Source organism: Microvirga calopogonii (assembly GCF_003347665.1).
GTDB lineage: Bacteria > Pseudomonadota > Alphaproteobacteria > Rhizobiales > Beijerinckiaceae > Microvirga > Microvirga calopogonii.
This window is the reverse complement of the sequence record NZ_QDGA01000013.1, coordinates 104,770-121,769: the sequence shown is the minus strand read 5'-3', so window position 1 is coordinate 121,769 and position 17,000 is coordinate 104,770. Positions and strand designations below refer to the sequence as shown.

The 17,000-nt window shown below is 59.9% G+C and carries 13 protein-coding genes and 2 pseudogenes; 3 read left to right on the top strand and 12 right to left on the bottom strand.

What is annotated here, in order from left to right; genetic code table 11:
* From DDF70_RS13300 to DDF70_RS13260, 9 genes and pseudogenes are all read right to left on the bottom strand, one after another.
* A pseudogene (locus DDF70_RS13300) lies at positions 1 to 185 on the bottom strand (hypothetical protein); the annotation flags it as partial.
* A 17-nt stretch (positions 186 to 202) separates the two neighbouring features.
* Positions 203 to 1,411 (bottom strand): acetate/propionate family kinase, encoded by a 1,209-nt coding sequence (locus tag DDF70_RS13295; RefSeq protein WP_114945333.1) that lies wholly within the window; start codon positions 1,409 to 1,411, stop codon positions 203 to 205.
* Between the two features lie 3 nt (positions 1,412 to 1,414).
* On the bottom strand, positions 1,415 to 2,560 hold the full coding sequence (locus DDF70_RS13290; protein ID WP_281024362.1) for a phosphate acetyltransferase: 1,146 nt from the start codon (positions 2,558 to 2,560) through the stop codon (positions 1,415 to 1,417).
* Between the two features lie 184 nt (positions 2,561 to 2,744).
* Positions 2,745 to 3,125: a helix-turn-helix domain-containing protein gene (locus tag DDF70_RS13285; protein WP_114945347.1), complete on the bottom strand. Its 381-nt coding sequence runs from the start codon at positions 3,123 to 3,125 to the stop codon at positions 2,745 to 2,747.
* Between the two features lie 106 nt (positions 3,126 to 3,231).
* On the bottom strand, positions 3,232 to 3,528 hold the full coding sequence (locus DDF70_RS13280) for a hypothetical protein (RefSeq protein WP_245435474.1): 297 nt from the start codon (positions 3,526 to 3,528) through the stop codon (positions 3,232 to 3,234).
* Entirely contained in the window at positions 3,525 to 4,337 is an 813-nt protein-coding gene (locus DDF70_RS13275; protein ID WP_114945331.1) for a DUF2092 domain-containing protein, read from the bottom strand. Before DDF70_RS13275 ends, DDF70_RS13280 begins: the two co-directional genes overlap by 4 nt.
* Before the next feature lie 428 nt (positions 4,338 to 4,765).
* Complete coding sequence (locus DDF70_RS13270; RefSeq protein ID WP_114945330.1) at positions 4,766 to 5,131, bottom strand: hypothetical protein; 366 nt, start codon at positions 5,129 to 5,131, stop codon at positions 4,766 to 4,768.
* 288 nt (positions 5,132 to 5,419) lie between these two features.
* Positions 5,420 to 5,860, bottom strand: coding sequence for a hypothetical protein (locus tag DDF70_RS13265; RefSeq protein ID WP_114945329.1), 441 nt, complete (start codon positions 5,858 to 5,860; stop codon positions 5,420 to 5,422).
* Between the two features lie 290 nt (positions 5,861 to 6,150).
* Positions 6,151 to 7,260, bottom strand: coding sequence for an AI-2E family transporter (locus tag DDF70_RS13260; RefSeq protein WP_114945328.1), 1,110 nt, complete (start codon positions 7,258 to 7,260; stop codon positions 6,151 to 6,153).
* 916 nt (positions 7,261 to 8,176) lie between these two features.
* On the opposite strand from DDF70_RS13260, the pseudogene DDF70_RS13250 reads away from it, so the two are divergent.
* The 3 genes and pseudogenes from DDF70_RS13250 to DDF70_RS13240 all read left to right on the top strand — a co-directional run.
* A pseudogene (locus DDF70_RS13250) lies at positions 8,177 to 8,287 on the top strand (lytic murein transglycosylase); the annotation flags it as partial.
* 895 nt (positions 8,288 to 9,182) lie between these two features.
* Positions 9,183 to 9,971, top strand: a complete 789-nt coding sequence (locus DDF70_RS13245; RefSeq protein ID WP_114945326.1) for an outer membrane protein — start codon at positions 9,183 to 9,185, stop codon at positions 9,969 to 9,971.
* 542 nt (positions 9,972 to 10,513) lie between these two features.
* A complete protein-coding gene (locus tag DDF70_RS13240) occupies positions 10,514 to 12,100 on the top strand; it encodes a DUF6351 family protein (protein WP_114945325.1) in 1,587 nt (528 codons plus the stop codon).
* 530 nt (positions 12,101 to 12,630) lie between these two features.
* Here DDF70_RS13240 and DDF70_RS13235 read toward each other — a convergent pair.
* The 3 genes from DDF70_RS13235 to DDF70_RS13225 all read right to left on the bottom strand — a co-directional run bounded on the left by DDF70_RS13235 (position 12,631) and on the right by DDF70_RS13225 (position 16,172).
* Positions 12,631 to 13,650, bottom strand: a complete 1,020-nt coding sequence (locus tag DDF70_RS13235; RefSeq protein WP_114945324.1) for a hypothetical protein — start codon at positions 13,648 to 13,650, stop codon at positions 12,631 to 12,633.
* A 157-nt stretch (positions 13,651 to 13,807) separates the two neighbouring features.
* Positions 13,808 to 15,157: a hypothetical protein gene (locus DDF70_RS13230; protein ID WP_162820386.1), complete on the bottom strand. Its 1,350-nt coding sequence runs from the start codon at positions 15,155 to 15,157 to the stop codon at positions 13,808 to 13,810.
* The gene (locus DDF70_RS13225) at positions 15,120 to 16,172 is read right to left on the bottom strand and encodes a nucleoid-associated protein (RefSeq protein WP_162820385.1); all 1,053 of its coding nucleotides are present in this window, start codon (positions 16,170 to 16,172) and stop codon (positions 15,120 to 15,122) included. Before DDF70_RS13225 ends, DDF70_RS13230 begins: the two co-directional genes overlap by 38 nt.
* Between the last annotated feature and the right edge of the window lie 828 nt (positions 16,173 to 17,000).

The window sequence follows — 17,000 nt, the reverse complement described above, 5'->3', positions numbered from 1 at the left end:
GACAGGCGCTTGATCAGATCCTGGCGCGCCTTCTCGGCGCGGTCCATGCCCTCGACGGACTTGGTGGCCTTCGCCATCTGCATCTCGGTCATGTAGTTCCGCAGATCGGACGCCGACATGAACGTCTCATCCCCAAGCTCCTGCTGGGCGGTGGACTCGTCCGGCTTTGTCTTCAGGGTTTCCATGGCATCAATCTCCGTGGTCAGGATGCAAGTTTGGCCCGTGTCGCGCCGAGCACGCTGCGCGTCTGTCGGGCGATCACAAGCTCTTCGTTGGTGGGGATGACCCACGCGGTGGGTCCGGACCCGGAGGAGATCCGTGGGCCGCCACTGCGGTTGGCCGCCTCGTCGAGGTTGAGCCCGGCCCATCCGAGGCCGGCGATCACCTCGGCGCGGGTCGCCACGTCGTTCTCGCCGATACCCGCGGTGAAGACGAGCCCGTCGAGCCCCCCCAGCGCCGCCACGAGCGAGCCGATCTCTCGGGTGATGCGGTACACGAACAGGTCGATGGCGCGCCTGGCATTCGGATCGCTCGCCGCCTTAGAGCGCAGCACCCGCATGTCGTTCGAGATGCCGGAAACCCCAAGCAGCCCGGACTTTTTGTACAGCACGCTCTCGGCCTCCGCCGGGCTGAGCCTCATCTCCCGCAGCATGAAGAAGATCACCCCGGCATCGACAGCGCCGCAGCGCGTCCCCATTGGCAGACCGTCGAGGGCAGAAAAGCCCATGGTCGTCGCAGCGCTGACGCCGCCGTTGAGGGCGCACAGGCTCGCGCCATTACCAAGATGCGCGACGATCACCCGTCCCTTCGCGAGTTGCGGGTCGTAGTCCTTCAGTACCGACGCGATGTAGTCGTAGGACAGGCCATGGAAGCCATAGCGCCGCACGCCGCGCTCGCGCATCTCGCGCGGCAGGGCGAACAGGGTGGCAATGTCCGTTTGCGTCTGGTGGAAGGCGGTATCGAAGCAGGCGACCTGCGGCATCCCCGGCAGGCGGCGGCGCACGATCCGGATCGGCTCCAGGTTGTGGGGCTGGTGCAAGGGTGCAAGCGGCACGAGCGCCTCAAGCCTCTGAATGACGGAGTCATCGACCAGCACAGGAGTGGAGAACGCCTCGCCGCCATGAACCACCCGGTGCCCGATGGCGATAGGCTTGCGCTCCTCCCGGAACTGGCTCAGCCACGAGACGAGGTGCATCAGCGCCTCCTCGTGCCCGATCCGATCACCGGAGCTCCAGGTCATCTCGTCGAGCATGGCGCCGCCCGCATCCTTGACGATAAAATGCGCAGAGCCCCCCAGCCCTTCGTACAGGCCTTTCCAGACGAGCCGCGGCTCTGCGCCGTCGAATATGTCGTAGACCTGTAACTTGAGGCTCGATGACCCTGCATTGAGAACGATGAGAACGGGGATCATGGCTCAGACCTCCGGGACTGCGAGTCGCTTGCGTTGCAAGTCGGCGACGAGCGAGGCGACGGCGCAGGAGGCCAGCCGCGTGATCGTCGAGTCAGCCCGGCTGGTGAGAATGACTGGCACGCGGGCGCCGAGCACGATGCCAGCGGCATCGGCGTCGGCCAGGAAAGTCAGGCTCTTGGCCAGCATGTTGCCGGCTTCGAGATCCGGCACCACAAGCACATTGGCCTGCCCGGCAACCGGCGACTGGATCTTCTTGATCTTGGCCGCGCCGAGATCGATGGCGTTATCGAGCGCGAGCGGGCCATCCACGATCCCACCCGTGATCTGCCCCCGGTCGGCCATCTTGCACAGAGCCGCGGCTTCGATGGTTGAGGGCACCTTCGGATTGACCGTTTCCATCGCCGACAGGATCGCCACTCGCACCGGATCGACCCGCATCGCCCGGGCGAGATCGATGGCGTTCTGGAGGATGTGAACCTTGTCCTCCAGGGTTGGCGCGATGTTCACCGCCGCGTCGGTTATGATCAGCGCGGTCTCATGATCAGGAACATCCATGACGAAACAGTGGCTGATCCGACGCGCCGTGCGCAGGCCGCCCTCGCGGCGCACGACGGCACCCATGATCTCGTCCGTATGCAGACTGCCCTTCATCAGGGCCTCTGCCTGCCCTGACCGCACCAGATTGACGGCTTCCTCCGCCGCCGCATGGCTGTGTGGAGCGTCGACGATCCGAACGGCAGACAAGTCTTTGCCGAGCGCCTCCGCTGCGGCCGTGATCCGAGCTTGCGGTCCGACGAGGATCGGCTCGATCAGGCCGAGCGCCGCCGCCTCGAACACCGCCCCCAGGGAGGCCGCGTCGCAGGGGTGCGCCACAGCCACCTTCAACTTCGGCAGGGATTGGGCCGTTGCCACGAGCCGGTCGTACTTGTCGTGTCGCCGCTGATCCTGAGACACACCTTGGGCTGTAACCGCAATCGTCATGATTGCCTCCCTCTTATGCACGCGATGGGTCGGCGCCATTGGCCGCCGGGTGCCAGAAGGGATCCGCGGAAGCGGGACATGCGCCCGGGTCCGCAGCCGCTCGGCCTGATTGCCGGAGCCAGTATGATCCCTTCCAACCTTGCTGCTTGACCCCTTGGGCCATTGCATTGACAGTTTTGGACTGCCGGGCGCCAGGTCTGTCCCCGCCGAGCGGGAACCCCGTCCGGGCCGTCCCGAACGACCCTTATGGCCTACCTCCTGCCACCGGACGGGTGGCCATGTCAGAAGGATCGTTCGACTCGCTTGGGCGTCGGCCAGGGGCCGCACGGAAACGGCGCGGGTTGCGACGCCGCTACGCTTCCCGGCCCCCGAGATGATCGTTGCGCCACGCCGACGGGGTCTGCCCGGACCAGCGCCGGAAGGCGCGCGTGAAGGCGCTCAGCTCGGAGTATCGCAAGGCCGCCGCGATCTGGCCCAGCTCCATGTCGGTGTTGGCCAGCAGCTCGCACGCGATCTCGAAGCGGATTTGGTTGGCCACTTGCCGGAACGAAAGGCCTTCGGCGTGCAGGTGCCGGTTCATGGTGCGGCGATGCATCGAGAACAGGCAGGCAACAGCCGCGGCGGAACAGCTGTCCCTCAGCAGTTCGGTCCGCAGCACCCGGCGCAGATCCTCGGTGAGGGGGACGATGGCATCGGCGGGATGCGGCTTGTCTGCCCGGCCGGCGTATACCATCCCCATTGCTCCCTCTCCTTTCCGGCAAACACGCGGGCCCGAGCATGTCCACGCCGCAGCCGCCCGCTTGAGCGCCCGTGTTGAATAGTGGTCGGAATAGAACCGTCTACGGGCACTGATAGACGATCTGTCCGTAGGCGTTCACAACCTGCTGACAGCCGGGAGCGGCGTAATAGTAAGCTCCGGCCGCTGCCGCCCCGGCGGCTCCATAGGCGACAGCCCGGCGGGTGGTGCGGCGGGCCACGCCGGCATAGCTCATCGGCGTTGCGGGGCGCCCGATGCGGGCTTCCGCTTGGCTGATGAACGAGCCTGATGAAATGGATGCGTCGCCGCTCCAGAGCAGGGTTGTCCCACCGGCCACAAGGGCGAGCGCAGCAAGTCCCATTCGCTTGAGGATGCTCATTTCGTACCTCCGGGAACGACGCCGGCCGGGATTTCATCGATGTCCTTGAGGACGGTGATCGCGACTCCGCTGGAGCCGTCCGGCGGCTTGAACGCGAACGCATCCGGCGCCGGGCTGACGCCGGTCTTCCAATCACGGAGCCTCAGCGTGTACTGCGGTGCAGCCCCGACCGCCTTGCTGGTGATGACGTACTTGCGTGGCACCGGCTTGTCGCCGACCTCGACCCAGATCTGCCAATCCGTGTCGAGATTGCGGAAGGCAAGGTGCTCGCATTCGACACCCTCGATTACGCCGCGGCCGATGTGCTTGGCCTCCAGCACCCCCGCCATCAGCTCGTCATAGGGCTTCGCCAGCAGGAGATCGGCGCCAGGAAGTTCGAGCGACGCCTCGCTGCGGAGCCTGTCGACGGCCTCGTCGAAGGAAGGGGATCCGGCCACCTGGGCGAACCGGTTGCCGCCACGATCATAGATTGTCACATTGGTGCCGTCCGAGATGAGCTCGACATCGGCGTAACCGCCCGTGCGGCTGATGCGGAACTTGTTCGGCCGGCTCAAGGTGACGTCGCCCGAGGCGCTGAACTGGATCTTCTCGACCGCCGGGGTCACCACCTCGATATCGGAATCATATTTCAGCGCCAGGTTTTCCTGGCGGCCGACATAATCCGCCATGGCTTTCAGGATGGCCTGCGCTTCCCCGTCCTCCGCCCGTGCGGCCGGGGCAGGAGCGCCCGTGATGGCCATGGCGGCAAGAAGATAGAGAGCCGTCCTCGTGGGAGCCACGCCCAATGATCGAAAGGTAACATGCTTCATCGCCGGTACCTCCTTGATCCGCCTCCCGCACCTTGATCGGCCGTCAGCACGGGGAATGCGCCGATGCCCGCGGATCATTCGCCATCTTTGGGATCAGCATAGACCAGCGGCCGCGGCGCGCTTGACCGGTGTGGACAATCCGTTGACAGTTCTGACCGCGAGGGAGGAACGCATTCAACAGTGATGGGCTTGCTGGGACTTCCCGAAACCCTTCGGATCCGGCGCCCCTATCGAATGCCGATGCTCTCATCGAGTGATGGACAATCAGGCTCAGATTCCGCCCGCCCCCGCCTCCAGAAAGAAGCTCCCTCACCGGTGATGGGAGGGAGCAGGCCTTGGAGGTTCCATGAAGAAGGTTGCCTTATGTCTCACGCGGCAACAATCCCTATCATCCTCCCTGAGCATGGCGAATTTGCGCTGACCCAGCATCAGCCTTGCCTCGTTGCGGTCCAACGCCCAGAACAGGTGATCCGTCCTGTAATGATCCAGGCGCCGGAACCCGACCGCCCCTTCAACTCCCCGGTGATGTCGGCCCGCCCTCGGGGACGTTGAACGCTGACCCGAACGCGTCCGCTGGGCTCCAGCCCGCCGGTGACCTGTCCCCCGGCCTGTCGCGAGGCATCGCGGGCAGCCCCGTTCTCAACCACGATCGTGTAACGATGCGTCCTGCGACAAGAGCCCATCTCCGGTGTGGCCACGACCTTCCAGCGGCCATCGAACTGCTGCGCCAGAGCCGCGGAGTCGATCAGCGTCGATGTCACGGTGAAGACGGGGATGAGCAGAAGACGATGCATGGGACGGTCTCTCATAACTGGTGCGCCCGTCTGATCGTCGGCGCTTTGCCGTCACCTCCCGGCCGATCCGACCATGTCACAGTGATCGTGGGCAGATCAGCCGGAACGAACAGCAACTCGCGCGAGAGGACCGGCATACCTCATGCAACCCGCCAAAGGCGCCACTGCCCTGCCCCGCGAGTGCTCGCTTCAGGGTGTCCAACTCGACAAGGACACCGCTACGCCGTCGGGGCAGCGCAGGGCGACATCACTGCCGGTCATCCGTTCCCCGGCACAACACCTCATGGGTCACTGCACACGGTGGACCATAACCTCACCGGCGCACGCGATGGGAACACGGGTCTGGAACTGCCGATCGTATATCGTCCGGCAGGGAACTCCATTGAAAATCCGGATCTCATTCGGGGCTGCATAGGGGAAGAGAGAATTCGGCGTGCCCGAGATAGGAACTCCACTGGCTACAGCCGCCCGGGTGCTGCCGGTCGTGGCCACATCGACTCTGGCGACCGGGACGTCCCCGCCGGCGCAGGCGATCGGGATACGCGTGCCGAGTTGCCGGTCGTACATCGTCCGGCACGGGACGCCATTGATCGTCTGGATCTCGTGCGCGGCGGCGTAGGGGAAGGGCGAACCCGGCGTGCCTCGGACCGGATTCGGCTGCGCCACGGCAAGCCCGATCCCGCCAAGGGTGATCAGAGCGGCACTCGCAAGAACGGTCGACGTCTTCATGGAAGCCTCCTTGCAGCTTAACAAGCCATTTGTCCTGCTGGCTCATCGTGCCTCCAGGCGGCAAGCGTAGGTCATCCTGAACGACACGAGATCGGAGGATGGCCTGAGCTCCACCATTCTCGGATGCATTCCTCGTCACAGAACCGTGTATTATCTCCTGCAACTGACGGCCGTGCTTGACCGAATACGACAAACTCTTGATGGTTTGAGCCAAGACGCGAATGGAAGCGTGCCGGGTCGTTCCAACCAATGGGAAACGGAGTGTTCCGTGCCTGATCCGTCCCGGTTGTTCAGCCGATCTCTGGCTCGCCAGGGCGATGCCGGCCGTCGGCCCGGTGCTGCTGCAACCATTCCACCAGAAGCACATAACCGACGGCGAGGAGCACGGGACCGATAAACAAACCCAGAAGTCCATCAACGATCACGCCGCCGATGACACCCATCAGAATGACCGGCATGGGCACGTCGAGCCCTCTGCCGAGCATCAACGGTCTCAGCAGATTGTCGCTCAGCCCGACGATAACGTTCCAGACCAGAAAGATGATGGCCGCCTGCGTCGCTTCGGTCGCGAAGACGTAGATGACGACGGGGAGTACCAGCAAGATCAAAGGGACCTGCATGATCCCCAGCAAGAGCGCAACGAGCGTCAAAGGACCGGCGGCCTGAAGCCCGATGACGAAGAAGCCAAGCCCTAAGAGCAGCGACTGGATCAGCGCCACGCCGACCACGCCGAGACCCACGCCGCGGATCGTCGCCGTCGTCAACGTGACCAACTGCACCGCGCGCGCCGTGCTGCCGGTAACACGGGCCAGCAGGCGCCGGGCGAAGTCGGCGGCCCCCTTGCCATAGGCGATGAGCATAGCGGCGATCGCAAAGGACAGGACGAACGACAGTTCGCCAATGGCCAGACCACCGGCGAACGATGCCAGCCACGCCAAGGGCCCGCTCAGCAAGTGGCCATATTGCTTGAGCGCCGCAGGCAGGTTGGTGGCGACGAGGGTCCAGATCTCCGTCAGCTTCTTGCCGACCAGCGGGGTCCCATCGAGCCACAGTGGCGGCGGTGGCACCGTCACATCATGGCTCTGCAAGCTCGGGATCAGCGAATACAGTGATGTTGCGAGCGATGTCACCACGATGACCATCGGCCCCAGCATCACCGCGATGCCAATCAGCCCGATGAGCACGGCCGACCAGCGTTCCCCAAGGTAGGCGGCCAGGCGGCGATGCAGAGGATACAGCATCACAGCCAAGATCGCAGACCACATCAGAATGAAGGCAAACGGCAGCACGATCCGGGCGCAGGCATAAACCAGCAGAGCCACCAACCCGATCCGAAGCGTGGTGTCGAACATGGTCGAGGGCTCAGGCTCGGTTCCAAGGTTCGGCGTGTTCTGGTCCATCGATTTTCCCCCTTGCACCTCCCAGCACGGTCTCGCGTATCCAAGGAGTCGGCCGGACCGCCACGGTTCATGGGTATTCCAGGCCGCATGCCGACGCCCGGGCCTGCCACGGCATTTGCCGAGAGCGGTTTGAGACTCGGTCTCGGTAATCGAACCGAGAGCTACAACTCCTATTGTTTGGTCTTGGTATGACCAGACCTAAAAATGCAGCGCACGGCGTGGAACCGGGCGCTGCTGACACCGAGATGAATGTTGGAACTATTAACTGTAGGTTTCAGGCGCCGGTTTGGGGCGTTTCACTGGTATTGAGCGCAAACGCTCCCATTCCATCGCACGCATCTGCGTTCTTCTCGACGGTTGTGGCGTTTCTCGATTCTGGACTCGCAAACACCATTCACCCTCGTCCTGCCCGGCCCACAACCGGCGACGACTGGCGTGACCATGCTCTCCGACTGAATTGGCGATAGTGGCATTGCCTGCGTCGGTGAAGCGATGGCTAAGGCAAAACCCAAAACAGCGATTATCCTGATCATTGGACGCCTCCCTTTCTAGGGCCTCATTCCAAGTCGAGAACGTCAGCCAACTTTCGAAGCCAGGCACCCATCGACCGTCCCGCAAGGTAGGCTGGCCGACCCGCTCTTGGTCTCTCATTTTGCAAGACCTGTTCGAAACGGTGAAAGCATGACAAAACTTGCGCCTCCAACGGCTCTTTTGGAGCGTTCGCCGACAGATGCACAGCACGAAGCAGGCGGTCATAGGCAGGTCCACTGTAATGCCGCTTGCAGAACATGCTTGATCGTTTAGGCCGAAGACTTGCCATTTTGGGACGACGGGCCCGAGCGCGGACCTTGCATCATCCCCTGCGGCGAAGAATACAGTCATGAGCCCGCGCATGCGGGAGGTCGTCGCAAGAGCCGACGTCGCGGCCAACGCACTCGCCTCGATGGCCAATTTCCTCAAGGCTCATGGCTGGCGTGCGGGCGCAGGCTACCAGCCCGGCGAGCCCAACTTCGGTGCGATCCAGGCTTGAAGCGCCGCATCGAGCCACCGCACTGAGCATTCGGCAGATCGAAAAAGACGAGTCCGCAAGACGTTGATGGTCGCGCCTCGGGGCTTCGGTTCCGCCCGATGAGGGCAGATAATGCATCACGCCGATCCCGTCACACAACGCCGGAAGCGATCCGTGGGGTCAATCGCGCAGGTCTCCGACGCTCCTCCCAGTGGGACCCCAGCCACTGATGCATTCTGGAGCCATGACGTGTCTTGTGGACGTAGTCTTCCTACGGAGCGTGCAACCGAATGAAACCGTCGGCGCTCATCCGACCGTCGGTGCCGAGCCAGGATTCCCGAACAGGTGGTGACCTCACCCCAAGGACACCCGATCAGCACAGGCTCGCTGGACCACATCCGCGGAAGGGCCGCTTTGGGTCAAACATTCACCTTCCGACCGCTGAACGAGCGTCAGCTCTCGAGCGTTGAAGCGGACCCAACGCGTACGCCTCGGGAGTGTCCTTTTGAGACCTTCCTGATGTGGAGACCGCTGCGTCCTATACCCGTCAATGACTTACGGCAAAATGACTTACAGCAAAAATTTCGCGGGAGGCCGTGTGTGGAACTGAACGGTCGTGACCAGTGTGCCATTAAAAACCCTGCCCCGGGGAGGGCAGGGTTTAGTGAGCTCCTCGCCTTCGGGGGTTACGCCGAAGTCAGCCCAGTAGGCCATGGCTCCCGCGGCGTGTCAAATCCGACAAAAGTATTCGCGGCGTATTAGGAGCATTCGCGGGCTATTAGGCGCATATTCATATCAACAATGCTGACGTAATCAGTAGAGTCCAAATACGTGTTGCATATTTGCTATAGATCTTGTTGGCAATTGAGCCATAGTCTGTCCTTGTGAAGCTTCATCCACAAGGGGATTGCTCATGAAGAACTGTATTCTTGGCCTGCTTGCTGCAACAGCTCTCTCAACGGCGGCTGTCTCGTCCGTGTCTGCTGCCGACCTTCGCCAGGCACCGCCTCCGGCTCCGGTCGTGGTGCCGATCTTCACCTGGACCGGGTTCTATATCGGCGGCAACCTCGGCTGGGGTTGGCGTAACAGCAACAATGACCCTGTGTTCCTCGGAGGACCCGGCATTCCTGCCGGCCTGGTCGGGGGCACGCTGATCTTCGACAACAACAACGACGGCGTCTTCAACGGCGGCGGCCAGATCGGCTACAACTACCAGATCGGCTCGTGGGTGATTGGTGCTGAGGCCGACATCCAGGGGATCGACAACAACAACAATAATAATGCGATCTTCATCCCGGGTCCGGGCTTTGCCGGCGGCACCTTTGTGCCGGGTCAGTTCGAGGACTCGGCGGATTGGTGGGGTTCGGTGCGCGTGCGCGCCGGTGTCGCCTTCGACCGCGTCCTGGTCTACGCCACCGGTGGTCTGGCCTACACCGACAACGACACCGGCTGGACCGTCGGCGGTGGCGTCGAGTGGGCCTTGCCGACGAACTTCAACTTGTTCGGCGGCACCAGCGCCGTCACCCTCGGCCTGGAAGGCCTGTGGGTCAGCATCGATCAGGGCAACAACAACAATGGTTCGATCGGGACCTTTACGCCGGTGGGCGGCGCGCCGGTCAATGTGTTCCTGCCGCAGACCAACAACGATCAGGAATTCTTCGTCGCCCGGGCCAAGCTGAACTTCAAGTTCGGCACGTACTGATCGGACGAAACAAACACGGAAAGGCCCGGGAAGCTCCCGGGCCTTTTCATTACCTGGGTGGCAAGAAACAAGGTGACCTCGCGAAATGGGACGTTCTTGAATGTAGAGCCGGACAGGAGAACTGATCCGGGAAGGTTGGAGCGGGTCATCCTCTGTCGATCCCTCGACCTCCAAGAACGTCCGATGTTCCTGGTGAGAGCAGACTCTAGGCCTACTTCCGAGAGGTGCCAGAGATCCCCTGCCCTTGGCCAATGTCTGGTGTTCCTCTCTTCAGCGGACGCTCCTCCTACTTCAGCTCCGTGCCAAGGAATCTCTGTTAGAGACCCCACTTGGATCGGCTTAAGGAAGATTTGAAACATCATTCGGATGATCAGTCCTCTCCGCTTCGCGAGGTAGCGGTGTGGGGTACCCAGCCAAATGTGCGGTTTGTCCAACGCAATGCTTGTTTGATCCATTGAGAAGCATACGCGGCCCTCTACCCTCTTTCCTCCTGAATACGGGCAAGCGGCGATGATGGCCGCAGCCAAGGGAGAGGAACGCTCATGAACGCCTTCGAACGCCCGCTTCTAGCGACCGCTGTCCTTTGGGCTGGCATCATCCCGGTTCACGCACAGAATGCCTCCAGCTTCACCACGGCACCGCCCGATGCCCCCTTTCGCTCGACGCCGGCGTCCCCGCAGATGGCCTGCGCGGCCATCGAGCGACTGGTGCTCCCGGAGGTGATCCACCTCAAAGCGAGACACGCCGAAGCGACTGACCAGCATCCTGCCCATTGCCAGATCACGGGTGTGATCCAACCGGAGATCCAGTTCGAAATCACCCTGCCGGATGGCTGGAACCGGCGGCTCTACATGTTCGGCAATGGCGGCTATGCCGGAGAGAACCTGGCGGAAGCCAGCCGGCAGGACACCCGCAACGCCGCTCTGCGGCAGGGCTTTGCCGTGGTCCAGCAGAACAGCGGACACGATGCGCGGGCCCAACCGCTCGGCAGCTTCGCCGAGAACAACCTCGGCAAGCTCGTGGACTATGCTTCGCGCGGGGTCCACGTCACCGTCACCAGGGCCAAGGACCTGATCCAGGCCTACTATGATCGTCCCCCCTCCTACTCCTACTGGGATGGCTGCTCCACGGGTGGGCGTCAGGGTCTCATGTCGGCTCAGCGCTACCCGGGCGACTTCGACGGCATCCTTGCCGGTGCCCCAGTGCTCGATTTCACCGAAACCCAGCTCTGGGGTGTGTGGAACGCTCAGGCATTGGCAAAGGCGCCGATCTCGATCCGGCAACTCCCTGCGATTGCCAAGGCCGTGCTGGACAAGTGCGATGCAGTCGATGAGGCCAAGGACGGTTTGTTGGCCGACGACCCACGCCAATGCTCCTTCAACCCAGCTCAGGACCTGCCGCAATGCACCGAAGGCCAACCTGGTGATCAGTGCTTCACCCAAGCCCAGGTCGAGACGCTCCAGACCATCTATGGTGGCGTGAAGAGCAAGGGCGAGGTCATCTTCCCGGGCCAGCTTCCGGGTGCGGAGCCGGCGGATGCCAGCGGCGCGAGTGGATGGAAGGAGTGGATCGTCACTGAAGGCGCCAAGAGCCGTCAGCTCGCCTATGGTGAAAGCTTCCTGAAGTACTTTGCCAATACCCCTGCCTCGCAACCCAACCTGGATTGGAAGCAATTCAACTTCGACAAGGATGTCGAGCCGATCACCCGGATCCGGGATATCCTCGATGCGAACAACCCGGATCTATCCGAGTTCGAAAAGCGCGGTGGGCGTCTCATCACCTACTTTGGATGGGCCGACCCTGCCCTGAACCCGATGATGGGTGTGAACTACTACGAGCGGGTCCGCCGAACCATGGGCGAAGAGCGGACAAGTAACTTCTATCGCCTGTTCATGGTGCCTGGCATGTTCCATTGCCGCGGCGGATTTGGGCCGGATCGGTTTGACGCCATGACGCCGCTCATCAACTGGGTCGAGACCGGCAAAGCCCCTGAGTCCATTCAGGCTCGTCAGATGTCAGGCACTGAGGTGCGACGGACCCGCCCGCTGTGCCCGTATCCGCAGGTGGCGAAGTACTCCGGTGCTGGGAATCTGGACGAGGCTACCAGTTTCAGCTGTGCTCAACCATAGGAGACCAAAGCGAGTCACGGAGATCCTGTTGAACCCTCTCGGATGTGAGCATGGTCCGCATCACTAAGCAGCAATGCCCGATAATCCCTACTTATCGGACATTGCCGTATTGCAGCCAAAGCCGTGTCCCGGCGTTCCTGAACTCGTCAGAGGACAACAGTGCTATTACTCTTGATGCTGGGGCGTAGCTGGAAAGGTGGGCTACCTCACCACGCCCGTGGGGAACCCTGCAATGGAGTACTGGGTGCAGCCGCGCTTCTATTGCTAAGAGCTCTGAGACAGAAGCACCAGCCTAGACTAGGGACTCTTCTTAAGGGAGGGCACCCAGCGTCTCCTATAACGGCGTGCTACAGCATCGGACCGTAAAACGGACGCATGGCCGGCATTCGGGCCTCCCTTGTGAGCACCGTATCCAAATTCTGGGATTAGGAGCGATCCCCTGCCCACTATACCAGGGAACTCACAGATAAGCCCAACCCAAAAGCCGGAGGATCCGATTTCCAGTCCGATGCTCTAAATGTACACTTGGATCAACCGGGCAACTCGCGCGCCTTGCTGTCGAAGTAGCTGAAAAGGTCGCTTCGTAAGCGCATGTATCTTTCTTGTACTATGCACACCTGCTTGTAGCGGATAGCATTCTTTTCTTGATCAACCAAGATGTGGGTCGGTGCTTTACGATCCTCACGCTCAAAATCGTAATGCTTAAGATCGAGAAGAGACTGATGCTTTTCCTTCCACCACTGAGTCATCACCCAATCTATCTTGCTGATGCTATGTCCCCAAAGATTGTGATCTTTCGACCATAACACCCCGCTTTCGTAGCTGTCTGCCGCCGTTAGCTTGGGGCCGAGAGTCATAATAAGGGTATCTGCTTCCCGCAATATCGCCTCAGCATCTCGCGCTCGCAACGATGTGACCAAAAGCCAATACTGCTGGTCGTACACGGCTTTCTGTTGGTCTAGCGTATCCTGAAGGCCATCCTTTACAGAACTCGTATAATTCCACGCGTCTTCAAGCTTGGCCTCAAGTTCTTCGAGACGACTTTCAGACTTCCGGTCCAAGCCGCCTGCTAAAATTCCTCCACCTTTGGGGCGAAGGCTAACTTCAATTTTCGTTAATCGGTCGCTCAGACCGACAATGTCGGATCGGATCCGCTCAAATCCTTCATCCCTCGCCCTGTCAGCCGTAATCCAAGCCTGAGCTAGGCCGCTCAATTTCTTCTCAAGATTTCCCAGTTGATCCGGGACTTCAGCGAGCCCTTCAGGCGCCGATGTCACATTGGACAGATTATGAGGAGCAGCCGGAGGGCGCATCAAACGGATGCCAACAGCGATAAGTGGGAGGGATAGTGCGAACAAGAGCCAGGCGGAAAGTCCAGCGGCGGCTACACCAACCCAGCCATAGCTATCCCAGTACCAGGACGTATACGCCGATGCCGCTGCGGTAATCCCGGCCCCTGTCAGACCGATTAACCAGAGAATCCAGCCCCCGAGAGAAAAAAGCGTTTCGACATGAGAGTACAGTTTGTAAAGACGCGCGAGGATCGACATGCTTCCCAACTAACACCATCGTACTCGTCCTATGAAGTCGTAATCCTAGACTCCACAGCTTTGGTCTACATGGTTTGTCAGCCACAGAGGTACTGTGCCACAGTATTGAGTGTCGACAGCTGGCCCGTAAGCCTCCAAAGCGACGCTGATGCAGTGCTCAGGGGGTTTTTTGGGTTTCAGTTGGGGTTGTCTGGTCCCGCGGCGTGCCTTGAAGCGGGCTGAAGAGTGCGGCGCTGAAAAGCGCTACCGTTATAGCTGCACTGATCCAGACCGCAGTCTTGAAACCTTTCTCGGCTCGGGCAATCGGATCCGTTACCATCGTCTGGTATTCAGTGTCGGTGAGAAACGTATAGGATCTATTCCGCCAATCGTTTCTCAAGCTTCTCTGGATCTTCATGAAGCTAAAGCCGCTCCAGGCTACTCCGAAAACATAAAGAGAAAGTATTACGCCAAGAATAATCAATATGTAGCCCGGCGTACTCGTGATCATTCGCGCTGCATACAGGCCAATTCCAGCAAATACAGCGCTCGAAAGCGCCGCTATCAACTGACGTGTACTGTCGAGTAACTTGCCGGTTTCATCCGAGACAGCTTTGCGAAGCTCAACAACTGCTTTCAGAGCATCTCGATTCAACTCGGCGAGGCCAAGCCTGTAGGCTATCTGAGCACTTTCAAGAGCAGCTCTTGTGGCACGCTTGAACACATCAGATGCGTTTCTGCGGCTTCCGGCGACGCGAGCGATCTCGGCAGCGAAAAGCCCATGTCGCATCTCTGTCTCTTTAGGATTCTCGAATACCCATCTGACCGCTCGTTGCACATCTCGGAATATATCGCGCTCAAACGATGAGAACTCAGATACAACTACTTCCATCCGCACCGAAGCAGGGCCTCGAAACAGCAATGAGCCATCTGTGCCGATCTCACTCGCAAGAGAACGTATGCAGACGACGTGGGCTCGTGTCGCCCATACCGTGAAAGATGCATCGTCGAAGGGCGCGGATAAGGGATCCCGTAGGATCAGAACACCGAGGTCTGACGGGATTGTCGGCACATTGCTCTCTCGCACGATCTCACGCGGACTCTTCGGCCTATCGAGTGGCTCGAAGGCCTCATCATCAGACCAATGAGTGTATCTCCGGGTGAGCGTGTCGAAACGCTCTCCCAAACGAGCGATCTTCCAGACAGTCTCTTGCCCATCCCCCTCCAGGTGCGTGCGAAAAGCCGTGTTGGTCAGGAGGCTGAGGGTGCCTTCCGCAACTGGCTTCCCGAAGGTGATTCTGTAGGGCTCGTAAACCTCCGAGATGTGAGCAGCCTCACAGAGGCTCTGCGAGGCATCCTCTATCTCAAGCTCCCACGAGAGTTCATTGGCAAAGGCAACGATCTCAAGCGCACGCGAGGCTGCAAGCTGCGACACGCTAACGTACGCTGCTGACTCAACAATGACCGCCTTTGAATCCGATGCCCAAGCATCAAGAGCTTGAGCGAAACTTCTCAGGGAGGAGTTCATCAGCCAATAGTTTCTGGTGTGTCGTTACGGTAATAGTCAGCCCACCATCAGGCCCATCTACGCGCTTAACTGAGCCATTCTCAAGCTCTCCGGGGTACTCGATCATGACGCCCTCAGCTGTCTTGAGCCGCTTCCGGTTTGACTTCCGAAGAATGGTCGGATCAGGTTTGTATTCAAGACCTTCAAGTTTCCTGGTCCTGAGTCTCCGGCCTGTAGCCTTCTCAAGCTTCGCCTTAACCTTCTCATCTTGGGGGCGTCCAGCGGCAACAAAAACTGCTTCCAATACCGCCTGATCATCAATGGTCTGGCGGTTACGCAGCATGTCCTTAGCCTTGGCCAATGCACCTGGAACGTCTTCGCCAGGAAGTTCGTCCTTGCAATCAGCGAACACCTCCCGAAGAGCTTCGTTCAGTGTCCTATTCAGTTCAGCGTCAGATCTATTCCTAACAACATCAAGGAACCGTCTGAAATAGTCTGTGATGTCAGGCGCCGATGCCATTCTGTCGCGAGCAGAGACGGAATTTTCAGCAACTCCACCTCTTGTGCGAACAAAACAAGATTTTTGAATTGCTTTTCTGTCTGCGATGAACGCTTGTATTATCTGCCGGAGGGCGCTCGTTCCTCCCTGGTCAACTCTCTCGATTGCCTGTCGATAGTCATACTTTACAAGAGCGAAGATTCTGACATCAGCTTCATGGGTCAGAAGCTCAAAGATGAAGAATGCTCCGTCCCGACTTGTACTCCCATGATACGTCCCGAAGTGCCGTGACACTTCTTGGGAAGTACCTTCAAACATCGTAGTTCCCGCCGCAATGCTTTCCAGCATACGCTTCACCAACGAGCCTCTGTCAAACTCGTGGACGCCAGCCGCAGCGGCGTCCATCAATCGAGCCAAAAAGAAGTCAGGGTGGTCAATCGATGTCATCTCCGATTGGGCTTGAAAGGGCTCGTCGCCGCCGACTACGTGGAGGATCATCTTATTGATCCGCAGCGATTGCCTTTCCTCATCCGTCAAGAAACTCACTAAATGCCCCCTAGGCCGATCATTCTTGCTGTCTATGCAGAACCGCGAGCTGAATAGCAGTGAGCATACCTACGGCTAGGCTTGGCACAAGTGGGGCCGTCCATTCTTAAATAGAACATAACAGGAACATATCAATAGAGCAACAAGTCAAGCGTCAGCTTGGCCTGATGCCTTAACCGAGGGGCGAACTGGGGCACAACAACTTGCCGGACGGATCGTGACGGTACACAAAATCAAAGACTTACTGGGAGGGCGAAGAGTCCTCTCCTAGGCACCTTTAGGCGCCAATAAGTACCCTTTCTGGTATCGCTGACCTACTCGATGAATCAGGGTGCCTCTGTTCATCCGTAGCCGGATAGATTTACCGCGAGAACAGATGCCCCGCCTCATCAGGTGTTGCGACTGCCAATCCTAGTGATCTGGCCGCGTCCACAACGCTACGGACCAGAGCAGCATTCCAGAACCCGCTGGATGAAGTCTAGCCTGACAAGTGTCAGAGTTCTCGAAAACTGCCACTGCAGTGGTTCTGAGAGTGAAAAGATGGGGCTGATTGACGCGCCGAATCGGGAGCAGACAGGAAGGATTGTTGTATCAGCGTTGTATCACCGGAATTTACTGACGCAGGTCCAGGTGATGCAATCCTTGTAACTCTTAGATCCCATAAAGGAAAATTGGAGCGGGCGATGGGAATCGAACCCACGACATTCAGCTTGGGAAGCTGATACCGTTTCTGCTTGAGACACCATAGACGAGGTCGCCCTATCTCGGTTGTTCTCGTGTCTTCCTCGTGCTCGTCATCCCTGTCCGACGTGCAACCTC

Coding starts and splice junctions, on each gene's coding strand:
- DDF70_RS13290 (WP_281024362.1), bottom strand. CDS start 2,560: ATGCAATGGCCCAAGGGGTCAAGCAGCAAGGTTGGAAGGGATCATACT.
- DDF70_RS13280 (WP_245435474.1), bottom strand. CDS start 3,528: ATGAGCATCCTCAAGCGAATGGGACTTGCTGCGCTCGCCCTTGTGGCC.
- DDF70_RS13230 (WP_162820386.1), bottom strand. CDS start 15,157: ATGAACTCCTCCCTGAGAAGTTTCGCTCAAGCTCTTGATGCTTGGGCA.
- DDF70_RS13275 (WP_114945331.1), bottom strand. CDS start 4,337: ATGAAGCATGTTACCTTTCGATCATTGGGCGTGGCTCCCACGAGGACG.
- DDF70_RS13270 (WP_114945330.1), bottom strand. CDS start 5,131: ATGCATCGTCTTCTGCTCATCCCCGTCTTCACCGTGACATCGACGCTG.
- DDF70_RS13295 (WP_114945333.1), bottom strand. CDS start 1,411: ATGATCCCCGTTCTCATCGTTCTCAATGCAGGGTCATCGAGCCTCAAG.
- DDF70_RS13245 (WP_114945326.1), top strand. CDS start 9,183: ATGAAGAACTGTATTCTTGGCCTGCTTGCTGCAACAGCTCTCTCAACG.
- DDF70_RS13285 (WP_114945347.1), bottom strand. CDS start 3,125: ATGGTATACGCCGGCCGGGCAGACAAGCCGCATCCCGCCGATGCCATC.
- DDF70_RS13260 (WP_114945328.1), bottom strand. CDS start 7,260: ATGGACCAGAACACGCCGAACCTTGGAACCGAGCCTGAGCCCTCGACC.
- DDF70_RS13235 (WP_114945324.1), bottom strand. CDS start 13,650: ATGTCGATCCTCGCGCGTCTTTACAAACTGTACTCTCATGTCGAAACG.
- DDF70_RS13240 (WP_114945325.1), top strand. CDS start 10,514: ATGAACGCCTTCGAACGCCCGCTTCTAGCGACCGCTGTCCTTTGGGCT.
- DDF70_RS13265 (WP_114945329.1), bottom strand. CDS start 5,860: ATGAAGACGTCGACCGTTCTTGCGAGTGCCGCTCTGATCACCCTTGGC.